The sequence below is a fragment of the Anaerolinea thermophila UNI-1 genome, assembly GCF_000199675.1.
Taxonomy (GTDB): domain Bacteria; phylum Chloroflexota; class Anaerolineae; order Anaerolineales; family Anaerolineaceae; genus Anaerolinea; species Anaerolinea thermophila.
Genome location: NC_014960.1, coordinates 2285064 through 2304035, shown reverse-complemented (window position 1 = coordinate 2304035; position 18972 = coordinate 2285064). Strand labels below are relative to the sequence as shown.

General features: G+C 49.3%; 16 protein-coding genes. 7 read left to right on the top strand and 9 right to left on the bottom strand.

Translation table 11 applies throughout. From position 1 onward, the window contains the following. The first annotated feature begins 15 nt into the window (after positions 1–15). Together ANT_RS10245 and ANT_RS10240 are read left to right on the top strand one after the other, a co-directional pair. On the top strand, positions 16–477 hold the full coding sequence (locus ANT_RS10245) for a hypothetical protein (protein ID WP_013560444.1): 462 nt from the start codon (positions 16–18) through the stop codon (positions 475–477). A 36-nt stretch (positions 478–513) separates the two neighbouring features. After that, complete coding sequence (locus ANT_RS10240; RefSeq protein ID WP_041454925.1) at positions 514–837, top strand: YtxH domain-containing protein; 324 nt, start codon at positions 514–516, stop codon at positions 835–837. A 56-nt stretch (positions 838–893) separates the two neighbouring features. Here ANT_RS10240 and ANT_RS10235 read toward each other — a convergent pair whose 3' ends face one another. Together ANT_RS10235 and ANT_RS10230 are read right to left on the bottom strand one after the other, a co-directional pair. Then, the gene (locus tag ANT_RS10235) at positions 894–2522 is read right to left on the bottom strand and encodes a bifunctional ADP-dependent NAD(P)H-hydrate dehydratase/NAD(P)H-hydrate epimerase (RefSeq protein WP_049784885.1); all 1629 of its coding nucleotides are present in this window, start codon (positions 2520–2522) and stop codon (positions 894–896) included. Between the two features lie 38 nt (positions 2523–2560). Further along, positions 2561–3247 (bottom strand): lysophospholipid acyltransferase family protein, encoded by a 687-nt coding sequence (locus ANT_RS10230; RefSeq protein WP_013560441.1) that lies wholly within the window; start codon positions 3245–3247, stop codon positions 2561–2563. Positions 3248–3341: 94 nt separating this feature from the next. On the opposite strand from ANT_RS10230, the gene ANT_RS10225 reads away from it, so the two are divergent. From ANT_RS10225 to ANT_RS10205, 5 genes are read left to right on the top strand one after another with little or no spacing between them, the layout of a single operon-like run. Continuing rightward, the gene (locus ANT_RS10225) at positions 3342–3950 is read left to right on the top strand and encodes a hypothetical protein (RefSeq protein WP_172634614.1); all 609 of its coding nucleotides are present in this window, start codon (positions 3342–3344) and stop codon (positions 3948–3950) included. A gap of 4 nt (positions 3951–3954) precedes the next feature. Beyond that, positions 3955–4581 carry an aminoacyl-tRNA hydrolase gene (pth, locus tag ANT_RS10220; RefSeq protein WP_013560439.1) on the top strand — a complete coding sequence of 209 codons (627 nt, stop codon included), beginning with the start codon at positions 3955–3957 and terminating at the stop codon, positions 4579–4581. Then, complete coding sequence (gene mfd / locus ANT_RS10215) at positions 4582–7971, top strand: transcription-repair coupling factor (protein WP_013560438.1); 3390 nt, start codon at positions 4582–4584, stop codon at positions 7969–7971. Then, positions 7949–8629, top strand: a complete 681-nt coding sequence (locus tag ANT_RS10210; protein WP_013560437.1) for a response regulator transcription factor — start codon at positions 7949–7951, stop codon at positions 8627–8629. The genes mfd and ANT_RS10210 overlap by 23 nt, the downstream gene beginning before the upstream one ends. Positions 8630–8632: 3 nt before the next feature. Beyond that, entirely contained in the window at positions 8633–9964 is a 1332-nt protein-coding gene (locus ANT_RS10205) for an ATP-binding protein (RefSeq protein WP_013560436.1), read from the top strand. A 5-nt stretch (positions 9965–9969) separates the two neighbouring features. On the opposite strand, the gene ANT_RS10200 is transcribed toward ANT_RS10205, so the two are convergent. The 7 genes from ANT_RS10200 to ANT_RS10170 form a co-directional block, all read right to left on the bottom strand. Continuing rightward, positions 9970–11229, bottom strand: coding sequence for a DNRLRE domain-containing protein (locus tag ANT_RS10200; protein WP_172634613.1), 1260 nt, complete (start codon positions 11227–11229; stop codon positions 9970–9972). 279 nt (positions 11230–11508) lie between these two features. Continuing rightward, positions 11509–13050, bottom strand: a complete 1542-nt coding sequence (locus ANT_RS10195; protein ID WP_013560434.1) for a polysaccharide biosynthesis tyrosine autokinase — start codon at positions 13048–13050, stop codon at positions 11509–11511. Positions 13051–13184: 134 nt separating this feature from the next. Continuing rightward, complete coding sequence (locus ANT_RS17365) at positions 13185–14402, bottom strand: glycosyltransferase (RefSeq protein WP_013560432.1); 1218 nt, start codon at positions 14400–14402, stop codon at positions 13185–13187. Then, a complete protein-coding gene (locus ANT_RS10185; protein ID WP_013560431.1) occupies positions 14399–15685 on the bottom strand; it encodes an ArnT family glycosyltransferase in 1287 nt (428 codons plus the stop codon). The genes ANT_RS17365 and ANT_RS10185 overlap by 4 nt, the downstream gene beginning before the upstream one ends. Next, on the bottom strand, positions 15682–16875 hold the full coding sequence (locus tag ANT_RS10180) for a glycosyltransferase family 2 protein (protein ID WP_041454921.1): 1194 nt from the start codon (positions 16873–16875) through the stop codon (positions 15682–15684). Before ANT_RS10180 ends, ANT_RS10185 begins: the two co-directional genes overlap by 4 nt. A 6-nt stretch (positions 16876–16881) precedes the next feature. After that, positions 16882–18036, bottom strand: coding sequence for a prenyltransferase/squalene oxidase repeat-containing protein (locus tag ANT_RS10175; protein WP_013560429.1), 1155 nt, complete (start codon positions 18034–18036; stop codon positions 16882–16884). A 17-nt stretch (positions 18037–18053) separates the two neighbouring features. Continuing rightward, positions 18054–18968, bottom strand: coding sequence for a glycosyltransferase family 2 protein (locus ANT_RS10170; RefSeq protein ID WP_013560428.1), 915 nt, complete (start codon positions 18966–18968; stop codon positions 18054–18056). Positions 18969–18972: the final 4 nt, after the last annotated feature.

Genomic DNA, 18972 nt, shown 5'->3' with positions numbered 1-18972 from the left:
TGTATAATTAGTTTCATGAGTGAATTTTCTCCTGAATCTCCCTCACAGGCAGCGCCAGTTGAGCCTTTATCCCCCACCTCTGTAGGTGTGGAAGAGAAGAAGTCTTCAGTCCCCATAGGGTTGATTATCCTGGGGGTTGTTCTGCTTGTGGGGTTGATTGTCGGTGCGGTCTTGCTCATTCAATCGGATAATGAGACTACTGCACGGGTGCGGGATGTCTTTATTATCTTTATGGCGCTTGAGTCACTGGTCATTGGGGTTGCTCTGGTGATCTTAATCGTCCAACTGGCAATATTGATCAACTTGATTAACCACGAGATCCGCCCTATCATCCAGTCCACCAATCAAACGGTGAATACTTTGAAGGGCACTGTTACTTTCTTGAGTGACAACCTCAGTGAACCGGTGATCAAGTTAAACGAGTATCTGGCGGGGATTCGCAAACTGACTGAAATTTTGCGTATTTCTCGCAAATAGTTCATACATGTGCAAAATGCACGAAAGGAGTTGAATATGTCGGATCGAGATGAATTCGGCGCTTTCCTGATTGGTTTTGTTGTTGGCGCTGTTACGGGCGCAGTGGTTTCCTTGCTTTTTGCTCCCCAAAGCGGAGAGGAAACGCGGGTGCTCATCAAAGAGCGTGCCATTGAACTGGCGGACAAGGCTTCTGAGACGGCACAGACCATTAGTAAAGAAGTTGAAACCCGAACTGAAGAATACCTGAGCAAGGCAGAGGAACTGGCAAAGAAAGGACAAGCCGTTCTGGAAGAACAGAAAGCTAAGGTTACTGAGGCCGTTCAGAGCGTTGCCAAACCCAAGGGAGAAACTCCCGTTTAGGGTTGTATGGTTCAGGAATCTGTAAGCCGCCAACGGGTATATCCCGGTGGGCGGCTTTATTTTTCTTTCCAAACCCACGCCAAAACGTCAGGGATGGCTTTACACACGTCTGTTGCCTGTACCGATGCCGGATGTCCTACTTCTTGAGCGGCAATCAGTCCTGCCTGAGCATGAACCCAGGCCCCGGCACAGGCGGCTTCAAAACTGTCCATGCCCTGTGCGCGCAATGCAGTGATCATCCCTGCCAGCACATCTCCAGTTCCCCCATGGGCTAAAGCATTGGTGGCGATGGGAATATATCCCAACCTTCCATCAGGGGCGGCAATGACGGTAAAAGCCCCTTTCAGGACAATCACCTGATTCCATTCCCTGGCGAACTTCAAAACGGTCTCAATTCGGTTGGCTTGAATCTGACTGGTGCTCAAACCGGTAAGTATTGCCATTTCACCCGGATGAGGGGTCAAAACACTGTGGGGGGGAAGCAATTTCTGCCAGTTTTCAATTTGTGCCAGCAATTTCAGTCCATCGGCGTCTATGACCAGCGCCGGAAGAGCGGTGGTTGTCGGTTTCCTGGAAGAGGTTTCATGATTGAATAAAAATCCTACTGGACGTTCTTCGAGGTCTTTCTCTCTGGCTTCAAGAAGGCGTTGCAGGAATTTCTGCGTGCTGGTTTCCAGGCCCAACCCGGGACCAATAAGAAGCGCCGTGGCACGCTGAAGGGACTTCAACAACACTGCGGCTGCTTCTGTGGCAATGAACCCTTGTTCTTCGGGTAATGGTAACCAGGTCACATTCCAGTTACTTCCTGCAATCATGGTGTGAACCGTGACAGGCACGGCTACCTGCACCAGCCCGACGCCGCTTCTTGCGGCACCTTCAGCGGCAAGCAGTGGTGCACCGCTGTAGTTCAAACAGCCCCCGCAAATCGTGGCGGTGCCGAATGTTCCTTTATGCCCTTCGACAGGACGGTCGGGAAGGTGATTGCTGACCCATTCCTCATCAATGACTTCTCTCTGGACCTGCTCCCATGAGGAGAGTCCCGCGGGCAAACCGATATCAATGACCTGTATCTCCCCAACCAGGGAAAAGGCGGGAGTTTTGAGCAAACCAATTTTCACCCCTGCCATACAGGCAGTGACCTCAGCAGGAATGCACTCTGGCGCCGCTTCTCCGCTGTCGCAGTCCACACCTGAGGGGCAATCTACGGCTATGCAGGGAGGACGATGTTCAAAATCTTTAACATGCGCAAGCACCCGGGCGACTTCTTCCTGGAGGGGGAGTCGGATTCCTGTTCCCAACACGCCGTCGATCAAAACAGTGGCATGCTTCAGCCATGCGTCCAACCGGGAAAACTGCACGTCTTCCCATGCAGTCGCCATTTCTCCTCCGCGTTCCAGGACTCTGGCTATCAGCGGATCGCTTTCAGCACGCGGGCGAACCAGATATGCCCGGATCTTCCAGCCGACACTCGCCAGCCATTCTAACGCCACCAGGGCATCTCCTCCGTTATTTCCTGACCCGATCAGCGCCACGGCTTGGAGGTCTTCTTCATACCCGTACAACGAATGGACAAGTTGCGCCACGCCTGTTCCGGCGCGCACCATCATTTGATCGTATGTCCATCCGCTGGCGTTGGCTTCGGCTTCAATCTGACGCATTTCGGAGACGGTGACCAGTTTGCTCATGGGTTTCCTCCTCAAGCACCATTATATCGAAGGGTGGGTTAACAATCAGGGGATTCGGCAAGTAATTGTGAAATCTTCTTTTCAACTTCCTGCGCCATTTTACGGGTATCTTCCTTGGGGAATTGTGCTTCCCGATAATACATGGGTTCTCCCAGATAGATTTTCCTCTCAGCAGGTATGACCGCAGTGGGTATAACCGGTAAGCGTGAACCGGTTTTGCGCTTATACAAAACACATAGCCATAAAAAACCACTCATGAAAGGGCGCATTCCAGTTTGAGGTTTGATGGGCAAGAGCGGATCTTCCGGAAAAATCAACAACGCCTCGCCTCTTTCCAGTAACTCAAGACTGCGCAAAAACGCTCCAGAGAAGCGCACATCATAGCGATCTACCGGGATACAACCCAGGCTGTTCAGAAATGGCAGAGCCATTCTGGCAATGACCTTTGCAAGAAACCAGCCGGGTTTTCCCTTCAGATGCAGGGAGGTCGTCACAAAATCTTTGTAAAGATAAGGAACGATCTTTTGAGAATCCAGCATATCCACCACAATCCAGGGATACACCCGGCGAGGTAAGGATAAAATGCTTTGGATAGGTCCAATCGGTCCGCAATGGTTGGCAACAAATATAGCAGGTTGTCCTGGAGAGGGGCAACCTGCGTCTGAACAGGAATATCGAAATGGGGCTGCCAGCAAGCGTAAGGTATGGTACAGACGGTCATTCATCGTGCTCTGAGTATAACCTGCTCCTGACCGGAAAACGAAAAAATTTGCAGGTTCTTTGCCTTCATGATAAACTTTATTTTTGCTTATGTTTAAGATGCTCTTTTGGCTTCTGCGCTGGTTTGGTGTTTTTCTGATAGGTTGGTTGGTGCCATCCTCTCAACAGGTCATGGTGGACACGCCCAAACCTGGAGAGGCTGTTCAGGGGCAGGTTATCATTGCTGGGAATGTAGATCTGGAGGGGTTTCAGTCTTACGAAGTTTCATTTGCCTACCAGAAAGACGAGACCAATACCTGGTTCCTGATTGGCAGGGGAGAGCAGATTGTGCGAGGGGGGACACTGGCAACCTGGGATACAACTACCATCACCGACGGGCAATATCGAATCCGGGTTCGGGTTTATCTTGCCGAGGGCAAGATTGCTGAAACTGTTGTTCAACAGGTGAGGGTACGAAATTATACGCCTATCGAGACCAGTACCCCTGTTCCACAGGGTGCAGTTGGCACGCAAAAAACCCCTATCACGATAGCAGATTACACACCATCGCGGATGGAGGTACAGAGCACTTCTTCTGCTAACCCCCTGGAAATTTCATCGGATAAACTGCAACGTTCTTTCCTCTTAGGGGGAGTTGTAGCCATTGGCCTTTTTATCCTTTTAGGAGGGTATTTCCTGTTACAGGTTCTTTTCCGGAAAGGGGGATAAATCCATGTTGCAGCGGTTATTTTATCATTCTCAGGCAGAAGAGCCGCTCAAACCGTTTTTGATTGTGGGATTGGGTAACCCTGGGCGAGAATATCGTGAAAATCGCCATAATGCCGGGTTTATGTTCATTGATCGGCTTGCCAAAGCCTTGTTGATCACTCCGGGGAGAGTGCAATCCAAAGCCATTATTGCCACGGGGCAATATGCCGGCAAACGCCTGATTCTGGCAAAGCCGCAAACTTATATGAACCTTTCCGGGCAATCGGTCAAAGGCTTGGCGCAATTCTATAAAATTCCGCCGGAGCAAATCCTGGTGGCTCACGATGATTTAGATCTTCCGTTGGGCACATTAAGGCTTCGTCCGGGTGGAGGCTCTGCGGGACAAAAAGGGGTTAGTTCAATTATCCAGCAACTGGGCACTTCTCAATTTTGCCGTTTGAGGATTGGGATTGGGCGTCCGCCCGGTCAGATGGACCCTGCGGCTTATGTCTTGCAGGATTTCTCTGAAAAGGAAAAAGAAATACTGGATGAAGTTATGGATCGCGCTGTCAAAGCGGCTTTGCGTTTTGTAGAAGCCGGTATTCAGACAGCCATGAATGAGTTTAATGGTTCTGTAAAAGAAGGGACTTAAGTGCTCGATTCGATTCGTTCCCTGAAGGCTTACCAGAATCTTCTGGAGGATTTACGGGCAGGGTTGCCTTTGCCCGGCTTAGCCCTGATGCGCTCTGCCAGAATCCCTCTGGCAGAAAGTCTGCGAGAAGATTTGCGCCGCCCTGTTTTCCTGATTACCGACCGCGCTGACCATGCGCTATACTGGTTTGACGAACTTTCCTTCTGGGCAAAGGGATTGCCCGTTTACCTGTTCCCTGAACCGGTACCGTTGTTTTATGAGCCAGCCGCCTGGGGAGCCAATGTCCGGCGTGATCGCATTCAGGTGCTGACGTTACTGGCACGCTATGCCATTCCCGGGGTTTCCAAGCCAGAAGTTCCCCCAATCATTGTGGCTCCCATCCGCGCAGTGATGACCCGTACCCTGCCCAGGCGCGAATTTCTGAAAGCCAGTAAACAAATACGTCAGGGACAAACCATTTCTCTGGAAGCATTAAAGCGCTGGTGGGTAGAGGTTGGCTATCAGCCAATGGATACAGTACTGGAGCCAGGGCAATTTTCGCATCGTGGGGGCATTCTGGATATTTGGCCTCCCGCCGAAACTTTTCCCGTCCGCCTGGAGTTTTTCGGGGATGAAATCGAAACCTTACGCACGTTTGACCCATCTACCCAGCGTAAAATCCAGCCCATTTCGTCTGTATTGATCACACCAGCACGTGAAGTCTTACCTGGAAAAGCGGCGGAATTAAATCTTGCCCTTCAGGATGTAGATGAGTTTTATTTACCCCTTGTCCATACTGCTCCGGCAAGTGTGCTGGAATTTCTTCCACAGAATGCCCTGGTAGTCCTGGATGATCTGGATTTGCTCCAAACTTTCAGCAATGAGATTGAAGAACAGGCAGTCAAAACGCGCCGAGATAGCATTAACGAAGGGCTTCTTGAGAAAGACTTTCCAGTTCCCTATCTCTCATTTTCCGAAATTAAGGAAATCCTCAGCGCCTATTCATGGCTTGAGTTAGGGCGTGGAACGGCTACGGAAAATTCCCCTCTCGCCGAGGCGTTTCAACCCGGTCCTCGTTTTGGTGGGCGTTTGAAATCTTTTGTGGAATTTATGCTCTCTGGTTGCAGGGAACACCAGCGATTCTTCATCCTTTCCAGACAGGTGGGGAGGATTCGTGAGGTCTGGCAGGAACAGTCCGAACAGTATCCTGACATTTGTCAGCCCGACTTCATGGAAGGAACCTTGAGCGAAGGTTGGGTGCTGACACAGGATGATGGTCGACAGGTTTTCCTGTTCACAGATAGTGAAATCTTTGGATGGGATCGTCCTCAACCTCGAGGCAGAGCGCGTCAGGCAGTGACTCCTCCCGAGGCGGAATATACGGATTTCAAAGTCGGTGATTACATCGTTCATGTGGATTATGGCATTGGGCGTTTTGCCGGCTTAAGCCGCCGCACTGTGGATGGCGTTGAGCGTGAGTATTTAGCCATTGAATACGAGGGCGGAGATACAATTTTTGTCCCTGTCTATCAGGCAGATCGCCTAACCCGTTATGTTGGTCCCAGTGGGGAGACCCCTTCCTTAACACATCTGGGCGGCACGGAATGGGCATCGGTCAAGCAACGGGTGCGTGAGTCGGTGCTGGAAGTCGCTCAGGAACTGCTCGAGTTGTACGCCAAACGTCAGGTGGCAAAGGGACACGCTTTTTCACCCGATACGATGTGGCAGAAAGAACTGGAAGCCAGTTTTCCTTATATTGAAACCGAGGACCAGATCAAAGCCATCCAGGCGGTCAAGCGGGATATGGAACGTCCCCGTCCCATGGATCGCTTGCTTTGCGGAGATGTGGGGTATGGAAAGACCGAAGTAGCATTGCGAGCCGCTTTTAAGGCTGTAATGGACGGTAAACAGGTCGCCATGCTGGTACCTACCACTGTACTTGCACAACAACACTTTGAAACTTTCCGTCAGCGGCTTGCGCCCTTCCCGGTAATGGTGGAAATGCTCAGCCGCTTTCGTACCCCTAAAGAGCAGGAACGCATCCTTCAGCAACTTCGTGAAGGAACGGTAGATATTATCATTGGAACGCACCGATTACTCCAGCCTGATGTAGCCTTTAAAGACCTGGGCTTGGTTATCATTGATGAGGAACAACGCTTTGGTGTGACGCACAAAGAATACTTCAAAAAATTGCGCACCGAGGTCGATGTTCTGACGCTGACCGCCACTCCCATCCCGCGTACTCTCTACATGGCACTGACGGGCGTGCGCGACATCTCTCAAATCAACACCCCGCCGGCCGAGCGTTTGCCCATTATTACCCACATTGGGCCATATTCTCCAAGGCTGGTCAGACAGGCAATCTTGCGGGAAATTGAGCGCGGTGGGCAGGTATTCTTTGTCCATAACCGCGTGCAAACTATCCATGCCATGGAACAACATCTGCAAAAACTGGTGCCAGAAGCCCGCATTGGCATTGCTCATGGACAGATGCCCGAAGAAGCCCTCTCGCGCGTCATGATGGCGTTCACTCGCGGAGAACTGGATGTCTTACTGTGTACCTCGATTATCGAGTCCGGGTTGGATATCCCCAATGCGAATACGCTGATTGTGGATCGTGGTGATACTTTTGGCTTGGCGCAACTCTATCAATTGCGTGGTAGAGTAGGGCGGGGTGCTCAGCGGGCATATGCGTACTTTTTCCGTCATCGCAGGAAGGCACCCACGCCAGAAGGACAGGAACGCCTGGAGATCATTGCCGAGAATACACAGTTGGGTTCAGGATATTCCATTGCCATGCGAGATTTGGAGATGCGTGGTGCGGGGGAATTGCTGGGAACACGCCAGCATGGCATGATCGCTGCGGTAGGTTTCCACCTGTATACTCGCTTACTGGCGCAAGCCGTGCGTCAAATCCGGGAAGTCAGCGGGATTTCTGTTTCTGCAGAGGAAGAGTTGAAGGGAGGGATTCCCAATCCTGTTAATGTGGATTTGCCACTGGCAATGGGCATCCCTGTCTCTTATATCCCCGATCAACATCTTCGCCTGAAACTGTACCGTCGCCTTGCCGATGTGGAGCGAGAAGACGAACTGGATGCGCTGGAAGAGGAGTTTCGTGACCGCTTTGGGCCTATTCCTGAGCAAGTTAAAAATCTCATTTATCAGATGCGAGTCAAACTGTACGCTCAAAAAGTAGGGTTGTCCTCGGTTTCCTTTGAAGGAGATCAGATTGTCCTTCGTTTCCCGCCTTTGCCCGAAGGTTTATCTGAGCGCGGACTTCCTCCGCTTGGGAGGGACGTGCGCGCAGGGAAAAATGCTTACTGGCTTCTGGCTCAGGCGCAAAACTGGCAGGAAAGGTTGCTGGAAGTGCTGAAAGGAATTGATGAACATGTCCACCGTGTTGCTCATTGAAGATGAAACTGAACTTGCCCGAGTTGCCCAGTCCTATTTGGAAAAGGCAGGCTTTCAGGTGATTCTGGCTTCCAGGGGAGATACAGGTTTATCTTTGTTCAGGCAACATAAACCTGATCTGGTGTTGCTTGACCTGAATCTCCCCGGCATGGATGGTCTGGATGTTGCCCGCGAGATTCGCCGCCAGAGCGATGTCCCTCTCATTATGGTTACTGCACGGGTAGAAGAGACAGACCGTTTGATTGGGTTGGAATTGGGAGCAGATGATTACATCGTCAAGCCCTACTCGGTACGGGAACTGGTTGCCCGGGTTCGAGCCGTCTTGAGACGCTTTAATCGTTCGTCGGGTGGATCACAAATTCTCCGGGAAGGCAATTTGGAAGTGGATTTGGATACCCACACGGTTAAACGTGGAGATGAAGAGATTTTCCTTACCCCTACAGAATTTCAACTGCTCTCTACGTTAATGGCACAACCTGGCAGGGTTTTTACCCGTTTGCAATTGCTGGAAGCCATTCAAGGGGTAGCCTATGAAGGCTATGAACGTACCATTGATGCCCATATCAAGAACTTGAGAGCCAAAATTGAGGAAGACCCACACCATCCGCATTATGTTGAGACTGTTTTTGGTGTAGGTTATCGGTTTCGCAAAGGATAAACCATGAGAGTGAAACTGTTGCTTTCTTATGGCTTGGTGGCGTTGATCACAGCGCTCAGTGTCATTCTCATCTTCCAGTACACGTCTATCGGCGAGTTACGTTCCTTCATGCTCCGAGGAGGAATGGTTGGTGTAAATGATCTGGCGGGTGCACTGGAAACGTATTACCAGCAAAACGGGGGATGGGAAGGTGTGGAAGCCCTGTTGCCTACAGGGCGTGGCATGGGCAGAATGATGAGTTCCAGGATGCGCGTAGCCGATACCTCAGGAAGGGTCATTGCAGATACTCAGGGAGTGGTGGGAGAGCGCATTTCTCTTCTTGAACGTACTCGTGCGGTTATTCTGCGCGATACACAAAATCGCATCATTGGCTATTTGCTGGTTGAAGGTGGGGTGATGGGGGGACAGAACAGCGCTCAACTCTTCAGTCGTCTTACACAAGCGAGTATTTGGGCTGGAATTGTCGGAGGAATTGCGGCGTTGATTCTGGCTTTATTTCTGTCAAACAGTTTTTTATCTCCCTTGAAGTCTCTGATTCAGGCATCTCAAAAGATGGCAGAGGGAGACCTTTCTGTGCGAGTTCCGGTGAAGGGGAAAGATGAACTGGCTGTTCTTGCTCGAACGTTCAATCACATGGCAAACTCACTGGAAAGAGCCGAGAAAAACCGAAAAGCCATGACGGCGGACATTGCTCATGAATTGCGTACTCCCATTGCGGTTCAGCGGGCGCATCTGGAAGCGCTCCAGGATGGTATTTATCCTCTCACTCCAGAAAATCTTCAGCCTGTTCTGGATCAAACGGAATTTCTTGCAAGGTTAGTTGAAGACTTAAGAGTACTGGCTTTAGCCGATGCCGGGCAGATTCCTCTGGAATTTCGTGAAATTGCTCCATTGGATTTGGTGCGGAGAATTTATGAGCGTTTTCGTCCTGAAGCAGATGCCAAATCAATCTCTTTGCAGATAGTGGATGAAACTTCTGGAATGAGGCTGTCGATTCAGGGGGATGAACGCCGGATTGAGCAGATTTTGAACAATCTGATGAGCAACGCCTTGCGTTTTACCCCTGAAGGAGGCAGGATTACCTTGAGGGTGTCTCAGCAAGGCAACATGCTCGCTTTTATGGTTGAAGACACTGGCCCGGGAATTTCTCCTGAAGACCTGCCTTTTATCTTCGAACGCTTTTATCGTGGAAATCGTAATCAATCCTCTGAGGGTACAGGCTTGGGGCTGGCAATTGCCCGCCAGCTGGCTCTCGCTCACGGTGGTACTCTCGAAGCCGCCAATCGTCCAGAGGGTGGTGCAAAATTTACCTTAAGCCTGCCACTTTCCCGCTGAATGGCTCAGGGTGTTGGGTCTCCATAGATAATTTCCAGAGCAGGACGCGAAGCCTCTAAATCAGGGCGGTTTGAAGCCCAGAAATACTTCCCACTGTGACGGGCAGAATCAGAGGAGTATAAGACCAGTCTCAAAGGCTCTCCTTTTTGGTAAGCACGTACCAGCGCAGGGGTAATAACCCATTCTCGACGAACGCCCATATCCCCGGGATAACTGAGCAAAGGTGGTACATAGGTTGCAGCAAAATTTTCCAGTGCCAGGGGGGCATTATTCCATGTTAATGTGCGTTCGTCCCAGTCCCTCTCTGCCAGCATAACGTGAATCAGGGAGTCTTCGGCTTCTCCAGGTGCGCCTGAGTTCCCAAAATGATGCAAAACCAGTTTTGCAGAAACGATGACTTTCCCTTTCGGAAGGGCATCCAGTGGAAAAGTGATGTAGTATTTGGCAAAGCAGGGCCAATCAGCAACATCCATCTGGTTTTGAATATTGAATTGGGTATTGTTAACGGTACGATTGGCATAAAAACTCTCAGGAGTATCTCCCCAGGTTCCGAAGAAATCCGTCCCTTCTCCACAAACCGTACTTCCCCCAACGCTGGCATCAGGTACTTTGGAGGCATTCCAGCCTTCACGGATGACCATGGTGTTCTGATTGATGGAGGGAGGGGCACTGTATGTAGGCAAGCCAAACCCTAAGGTTCCCCATGTGGCAGGGATGCTTAAATTTGCATTGGGAGGCCATTGTTTTGCGGGAAGGGAACTGCTGGCATCATCGCGGTCGTATAAAACCACAGCGAGTCCCCAAGTCGTTCCTGCTACGGGGTTCTGACTGAATCCCATGCTTGTGTATGGGATGGACATTTCGATAAACCATCCGCGGTTATCTTTGCTGGTCTGGTTATAACCACCTTCTCCAGCGTAAGCCAGTCTGATATTGAAGGGAATGGTGCTCTTTGTCCACTCTTGACCATTCCATCGGAAGGATGCCATGTATTGGGATTTGTCCAGATAATTGGGGTGGCTCTGGACGATGAACAGATATGACTGTGAGTCCGGTGTGTTCCCATTTGCCCCTGAAGTTTTCAAATAAACACCAATGGCGTCATATTGGGATAATTCTGCTGTGGTGGGACTGGTGTCGTACCACAACATGCGATCAAACACCTCAAAGTGCAATTTTAAGTTTTGATCCCCGTAGCCTGTGCGTACATCCACGTAATTCTCAGAGCGGGTGACTTTTCCAAACCAGAATATTGATGAGGGCACAAGCCATGTCTCATCTGGCAGGTAACGGGCGTTGATCCGATAGCGACTTTCCTCTGGTCTTATGACGGTTGGAAGAAAAACTGAAAATGGGGTTTGCTCAGGTGCATTTGTATTTGAAGGAGGGACGGATTCGTAAACGCCTTTGCTATCCTCGGGGAGCGGGTGTGCCGCACAAGAGGCAAGCAATTGAACCAGCAAAAAAATAAGGAGGATGTTTTTCATCCTCCTTATCATGCTTGAAATTCACAGAACAATCTAAGAACTTTTTCCCTTTGAACGTTAAGATTTCTTTTTATTTTCGTAAGGGTAGTACTTACTATAATACGACTCTTTCTTGGGAACGCGGTTTAATGCTACCCAAACCCGGGGAAGATTCAACTGAGCAACCTGTTCCTTCACGGCTTTAACAGCATCCTTGCGGGTATACCCGGGACGAATGACCAGCAACAAGCCATCGACTTTAGTACTGAGGATAGAAGCGTCGGCGAGGAAGAAGGGAGGACCGTCAAAAATGACCATATCTGCCATTTGCGTGAGCGTCTCAATAATTTCTTCCATTTTCCGCGAGCCTAACAGGTCAGCAGTGTCTTCAGGAAGTTCCCCTGAGGGGATGAGCATAAGGTTTTCCCCAATCCAGGGGTGGATAACTTCCTGGAGACATTTTTTTCCCAATAGCACATCGCTCAAACCTTCGTGATTGTCGTAATGAATTGCCTGATGCATGACAGGACGGTGAAAATCTGCATCTACACAAATTACCTTTCGATCGCGTTGTGCCATGACAATTGCCAGGTTGGTAACCACTACCGACTTCCCTTCAGACTTTCCTGCGCTGCTGACCAGCAAGGATCGAATGGGGTAATCTTTTTGGAGCAAATCCAGGTTGTTTCTTAGCACGCGGAAAGAATTGGTCACGGGTGCTCGTGGTTCTTGAAGCGCGTATGTCCAGGTATCAGCACCCTGGGGGAACTCAATAATTTCTCCAAGTACCGGGTAGGGTACCACTCTTTTGGCTTCTTCAGGAGTTTTTACTGTGTCATCTAAGAACTCAATAAGATATGCTGCCCCTGCTGCCAGTACCAGCCCCAAACCTGAAGCCAGAATAATCCCTGCCATGCGATTGGGTCCCACAGGACGGGTGGGAAGTTCGGCTGGTTCAATTACGGTCAGAGCATTGGTTGCGCCTTGTTGAGTGTTGGACAAAAGCGCTGCGTAGGTTGATTGCAGGCTATTTAATCGGTTTTCCAGGAATTGAATCTGTCCCTGAACTTCGGAAATTTGACGGGCGCTGGTCAGGTTACTCAATTGGGACTGAAGATTTTCTAATTCCTTGCGGGTCTCTTCAATTTGCTTGCGCACGATTTCTAATTGATTTTGCAGAAACTCCCGGTCCTGGTCGCTGTTCCCATCCAGAGATGGGCTGCGATTCATCAGTTGTTTCGCCAGTTCATTGGCAACCACAGTTGTCCGTACGGGGTCGGTGTCGTTGACCACAATCTCAATCAGGGTGGAATTGGGTAATGCACGCACAGTGTACTCAGGCAGAAAATCCAGTCCCAGGGCTTGCATTGTTGCCTGCCTTACCGGTTCTCGATAGGCAATGTCTGCATAAATCCCTGCCAGCAGTTGCTGAAGGTAAAATTCTCCTCCACTCGGATTAGGCGCGTTAAGGGTATTTCCAACCATCAGGGTTGTTCGCACCTGATACACAGGGGGTTGTCTCCACGAATAAGCAAAACTGGATACAGCGGCCAGCAGAGTGGAAATAACAAGCAACCACCACCATTTTTTGAGCGGGGTAAGATACTCTATAATATTCATGGAACATCCTTCTTTTCTATCATGCAGGTCCGATACCAGAGACCTTCACTTCAATTGTACGTGAAGAAAGGTTTCCTGTCTCTTCTTTTTTACGATAATGTAGATAACTGTAATACAATTTCAATGGATTCATTTCAGGCGTTTCTGCCAATTTCTCTAAAGTTCAGCACTCGTTGGTATATTTCTTCAAGTTTTTTTGCCATGGCATTCCAGGAATGGTGGTGTTCAATATACCTGCGTCCATTTTGTCCCAAAGTTTCTCTCATTATACGGTCCTGCATCAAGAGCAGTACTTTCTCCGCAAAGATTTGAGGCGCTTCTGCAATTAGCAAATCTTCACCATTTGTACAGTTCAGTGCTTGCACTGCCTGCGGGCTGGCAATTACCGGGGTAGCGCATGCCATGGCTTCCAGGACTTTGTTTTGAATCCCAGCGCCATAGGTGATAGGGGCTACTGCAATTGTAGCCCGCTGAAGATAAGGGCGAATGTCTGGGACTTCCCCAGTTACGGTAATACGCGAATCCTGGCTTAGTTCTTTGATAGATTTTGGCGGATCTTTGCCCACAATGGTTAGTCTTACATCTGGACGTTGACTCCATATCAAGGGCATGATGTTGTGTGCCAAGTGCATCACCATGCTGATATTTGCGTGATAACTCATTTTGCCGCTTACCACAATCTCATTATCTTGCCGTTGTTCAGGTGTTCCGGGGGTAAAAAAGCGCAGATCCACGCCGTTTGGTAAAACGCTGAGGCGTTCTGGATACCTGGGGTTTAAATGCAGAAAAGCCTGACGGTCGACTGGGGAAGTGACCAGCGTCTGATCAAACTGCTCGCATAACCAGCGTTCGTAGGACGGGGTACGTAGCAGTTCGAAATAGGTGATGGCTTTGCTTGAAAGGGTGGTGGCTTTCTGAGCGGCTTGACGGAACAAATGAGAGATGTTGTCCACGCTGTCCCAAACAACGGGAGGGTTTGCTCCGTTTATGAGGGATAAACCGACTTTCGCCCCGCGCAGGTGTTCCACGTGGACAATGTCAAACTGGGTTTTCTTAATGAGTCCCCTTAATCGGTTTGCCAGTGAGGCGTTCCAGGAATACACTGCCTGCATGGGATGTCTGGTAGGCAAGTACACAATGCAATTCACCAGGGAGCGCCATTTGGGCATCGACGCTGACACAATCTGTACACCCATGGCTTCAAGTCTGTGTAAGTCTTCCCCGTCTGCAGCAGAAGTAATCAGTGAGGCTAAGGTGATGGAGTGTCCTCGTTCAAGCAGTGCACGAATCAGGTTATAGGGGCGAACCCGTATCAGGTTAGGAGGATAAGGGACATAGTAGAGGATATTCATGGTTTTGAGACAGGATGAAACATTCTGGCAGAGATGCGCACGAAGGTCAGTCCTGCAAAGATGAGCCATACGGCATCGACAGGTAACCGATACCGCACCAGGGTCCAGGTGAGTACATGAATGCCAATATACACAATGGAAAAGAGAATCAACAGAGCAGGCGGAGAGGAAAAGAACGTTGGAATGGTCTTAAACGTATCCTTGATTGCGAGAAACAAACCAACCAGCATGAAAGGAAAGAACACCCCAAAACTGAACACGCGGGTGATATTGCTGATCCACCCTGATTCTGACCTGGGCAGAAAATCAAAATAAGGCGGGATGCGGCTCAGACTTAACATCCCATATCGCACGGGGTCATCAAGCACGAACTGAATGCCGCGGCTGAGCAGGGCTTTATCCAGGGCGGCTTCATTCAAAGAGAGCAATTCCTCAGGTAAGAGGTTGAGATATTCCTCTTCGCTCAAAATTGGAATAAATTTTGTTCCGTAGTAAGGATGATTTGCCCAGTAAAATGCATAACCAGAATTTGTGTTGAGAAGGACAAATTCTCCAAAACGCTGGTAGTTATAGAGCGTGAACGGGAGAATCATGACAAGGATGACTCCAAGAGAAATAACCCCATGCCACCATTGCAAACCAATCTTTTCCTGTTGGTTTTTGATAAAGATCCAAAGGATTAAGAAAGGTAAAAACAACAAAAACAATTGTCTCAGAAGAACAGCGATTCCATATACAAGTCCCAAGAGGATTGCGGTTCTTGTTTGCTGAAGGGACGTTTTGGCTGATTGAGTGAGTTGAATGGTTAATGCAAGCACCCCCAAGATGGCAGTGATATAAAATGGTTCGGTCATCAGGGTGCCGGAATAATAGATAAAGTACAGGTATATGGCATTAAGAAACGCAGCCCACACTCCCACTTTGTGTCCAAAGATTTGCTTGCCAACCCAGTAGGATAACCAGGGTTGTAGAATTCCTACAAGAATTGCCTGGAGGATTCTTGCAAAGACAGGGTGAACTCCAAAAAGAGCATAAATACCAGCCAGGTAAAACGTGTATAAAAAACTCCAGTGAGCGGTAGGTTCTCCCGCGCGAGTAGCGGGCCACCATGCCCGGTCAAAACTAAAGCCGTGGCCTTCAACCACCCGAATGGCAAGGTGATGATAGGACAACTGGTCCGATACCCCCGGGAGGGCTTCGACGGTATTTCCCAGGTAAACAGCCACCCCCACTCTGAGAATGACGGCTAGGGTGCAAATCCAGAAAAGCGGAGAACGTCTCATTTTCCTCTCCCATGTGCTGTTCTGATCCATACGACGGGTTTGCGGCTCAGTCGGGCTTGGAGAGCAAGAGCGGTCCTCCACAAAATGAAATATGGGCCCGTCAGTATGGCAAGAAAGGCTTTGAAGGGGGCTTTTTCCAGAACGAGTCCTCCAAATGGATAAAATATCAGAACCATGACTAACCCACCCCAAGCGGCAAGAAGAGAGGGAGGAAGTGCTCTGCCTGTCCAATACAGCAAAAGGAGAAGGAAGAAAAAGAATACAGCAATTACGCTCAACGTGGAAAAGGAAGGGAAGTAAGCCTGTAAAGCCCCTTCCAGCATTGCCAGGTTTTGCTTACGGATTCCCTGCTTGAGCAATTGAGGGGCTAATGTGCGGCTGGCATCGCGGGTACCCCGTAACCAGCGTGCCCGTTGCGCGCGGGCTTGTTGCCAGGTCAGTGGGGCTTCGCCTAAGCCCAGGGCTTCAGGCTCGTATTCGATGCGAATCCCTTCCAGCAAAAGGCGTTGACGTAACTGGTAATCTTCGGTCAATCCTTCTCCCCAGCCCAGTTTTCGCAAAACCTCAGTACGAAAACATATCGAATCGCCCATATGTTTGGCAGAACACCCCAGATTATTGCGCCCCAGGTTCTGATACCGGTTATCAATGAGAAACATTGCCCAGGTGAGCAGTGGAAACCAACCATCGTTCTCGTTGCGGATGCGGTGTTGCCCCTGGATAACCTGAGATCCCTCTCTCAAACGCATATCCATTACTCGAAGGAAATTTTTATCTACCCGGGTGTCGGCGTCAAAAACGACAATGGCTTGAAAAGTGGGGTCTGCAAAAATTTTCTGAAATAACCACGAAAGGGCTGCGCCTTTCCCGGAACGTGGACCTTCCTTGCGTTCAAAAACAGTGGCTCCGGCGGCGCGGGCTTTGTTTGCGGTCTGATCGGAGCAATGATCGGCAACGATAAAAACTGAAAACAGGTGTGCAGGATAATCCAGTTCTTGAAGCCGGTTCACTGTTTCGGCTATGACGGTTTCTTCGTTATGCGCAGGAATGGCGATGGCAAAACGGGTTTGAGGTAACTCATTTTGCCATGCTCTTCTTCGCGGGGTATATATGGAGGCAATTGCCAGGAGGACCCAGTAAAGAGTGGGAATCAATAAAATCAGCCACAAAACCCAAAAGACAAATGCCATAATCACCTATCCTGAATAAAATAAGAGTTCCCTGGTAGCGTTATCTTTTTGAACGGCGAGAAGGGCATCTATAAAAAATTTACAAGCCCATGCAGGATACTTGAAGCGTTCATACTTCCCGTAAATAGGATAAGAACCGGCAATCCCGCCAAGAATCTCGCAAAAATTGGTTCCCAGAATTTGTGTCTTGCAGAGGAATTCAAGAGATTTTTCTGCGGCGACTTTATATTCAGAGGTGTGAAATTCTTTTGACATTTCTATCCACAGTTTGCTTATTTGGGCATTTCCCGTAAGGCAGGTGGATTTTTCTGCTTCTTTCCAATGTTTTCCAAATGCCCCTGCCAGAGATCCATCAGGGCGCTGGAAGTGCATCAACGCCTCAGCGGTTTTTTGCGCGGCTTCCATGAATCGCTCATCGTCCGTGATTTTCGCACTGTAGAATAAGGCTTCAGCCGTGTACGCAAGGGTGTGGGTGAAAGGCGCCTCAAATCTACGAAAGCCACAATGAGAAAACCATCCATCGGGGTGTTGATTCTGGAGAACCCAGTTGAGATTTCTTAAAGCCGCCTGCTGATACACAGGTTTTGGCCTGACCTTGTAAAGTTCCAACAGAGCCCAATCCACTCTTGCATCAATGACTTTGGGATAATTAAGATGCTGGTGATTAACCCAAACGCCATCCTCTCTTTGCTGATGAACCAGCCAGTTTGCAGATTGTTCTGCGGCTTCCAGAAAAAGAGGGTTGCCTGTGTGGCAGTATGCCGCCACCCATCCAAAAATCACCTGTCCGGTGTCGAAAATAACAGGATAATGAGATTTTTGATGATCCCAGTAGTAAATTCCGCCCTCTATGGAGCGGTATTGAAGCAGGTTTTTGGCCCATTTAAGAGCAAGAGCCTCCCAGCGTGAGTTTCCGGTCATTAAGTAGAGGTTCAGCAGTGTCGGAATGGTATAACCGGTAATTTCCGGATACAAGGGATGCCACTTCCTCCGTAATAAATCGAACCCCTTTGATAACCCAATACCTCCCGTAGAAGCAATTGCAAGATTTAGCCAACTTAAGGCACCTTCCAAATGAATGTTCCAGCCCCGCCTGGATGTATTGGGCACATCACCCCTAAGAATTCTGAGAAAACGAAGTGCCTCTCTTTTTGATTCCATTCTTCCTCTTCACCCCCTTACATTGCAGGTAGCTGTTTCATCAGTTCACGGTAATTTTCAATATTCTTAACATAGTCCTTTGGAGTAAAAGACTGCAAAAGCTGTACAAAAGGTGCAATCCCAATTCGAAGCAATGAAGCCCATCGAATGACCTGTTTGTATTCCTGGGCTTTCTTTTCCCCAAAATGTTTTCGGATGAACATGATTTTGCTTCGATATAACCACAAAAACATCTGCTTTGCAGTTTGACGAGTACTCTGTCCCCCAAAATGTGTGATAACCGACTGAGGTACCCAATAGAGTTTCCAGCCTTTGTGATGAATACGATAACACAGATCAACCTCTTCAGTGTACATGAAATAATCCGGGTCTAACACCCCAACTTCATCCAGCACGGAATGACGCAAAATCAGGCAAGCCCCCTGAAGACTTTCTACCTCACGTTCCTTTTGGCGATCCCATCTTTCCATGTTATACGTGCCATAATGCCATAGAGCGTCAAGGTGGAAAAGGCGCCAGAACTCCCTGCTCACTGTAGGAAATGGCATGCAGGAATGTTGCATTTTTCCATTAGGGGAAAGGTATAGCGAACCGGCGGCTCCGGCTTCCGCGTGTCCATCCATGAAATCTACCAGCCTTTGCAGGGCATAAGGGTGAACTAGCGTATCGGGGTTGAGCAAAAGCACGTACCGACCTTTCGATTGGCGAATGGCTTGATTGTTGGCTTCGGCAAATCCAACATTTTGAGAATTTTCAACCAGATGAACCTGAGGAAACCGCTTTTTGATAATCTGAACACTCTGATCCACAGAGGCATTATCCACTACCCAGACCTCAAAAGAACAATTGGGTGCATTTTGAAAGATTGAATCCAAACAATTTTCCAGGTACGAGGCTACATTCCAACTCACAATGACGATTGAGAGATCCATAACA

Coding starts and splice junctions, on each gene's coding strand:
- ANT_RS10205 (WP_013560436.1), top strand. CDS start 8,633: ATGAGAGTGAAACTGTTGCTTTCTTATGGCTTGGTGGCGTTGATCACA.
- ANT_RS10225 (WP_172634614.1), top strand. CDS start 3,342: ATGCTCTTTTGGCTTCTGCGCTGGTTTGGTGTTTTTCTGATAGGTTGG.
- ANT_RS10180 (WP_041454921.1), bottom strand. CDS start 16,875: ATGGCATTTGTCTTTTGGGTTTTGTGGCTGATTTTATTGATTCCCACT.
- ANT_RS10230 (WP_013560441.1), bottom strand. CDS start 3,247: ATGAATGACCGTCTGTACCATACCTTACGCTTGCTGGCAGCCCCATTT.
- ANT_RS10235 (WP_049784885.1), bottom strand. CDS start 2,522: ATGAGCAAACTGGTCACCGTCTCCGAAATGCGTCAGATTGAAGCCGAA.
- ANT_RS10210 (WP_013560437.1), top strand. CDS start 7,949: ATGTCCACCGTGTTGCTCATTGAAGATGAAACTGAACTTGCCCGAGTT.
- pth (WP_013560439.1), top strand. CDS start 3,955: ATGTTGCAGCGGTTATTTTATCATTCTCAGGCAGAAGAGCCGCTCAAA.
- ANT_RS10240 (WP_041454925.1), top strand. CDS start 514: ATGTCGGATCGAGATGAATTCGGCGCTTTCCTGATTGGTTTTGTTGTT.
- ANT_RS10175 (WP_013560429.1), bottom strand. CDS start 18,036: ATGGAATCAAAAAGAGAGGCACTTCGTTTTCTCAGAATTCTTAGGGGT.
- ANT_RS10245 (WP_013560444.1), top strand. CDS start 16: ATGAGTGAATTTTCTCCTGAATCTCCCTCACAGGCAGCGCCAGTTGAG.
- ANT_RS10195 (WP_013560434.1), bottom strand. CDS start 13,050: ATGAATATTATAGAGTATCTTACCCCGCTCAAAAAATGGTGGTGGTTG.
- ANT_RS17365 (WP_013560432.1), bottom strand. CDS start 14,402: ATGAATATCCTCTACTATGTCCCTTATCCTCCTAACCTGATACGGGTT.
- ANT_RS10170 (WP_013560428.1), bottom strand. CDS start 18,968: ATGGATCTCTCAATCGTCATTGTGAGTTGGAATGTAGCCTCGTACCTG.
- ANT_RS10185 (WP_013560431.1), bottom strand. CDS start 15,685: ATGAGACGTTCTCCGCTTTTCTGGATTTGCACCCTAGCCGTCATTCTC.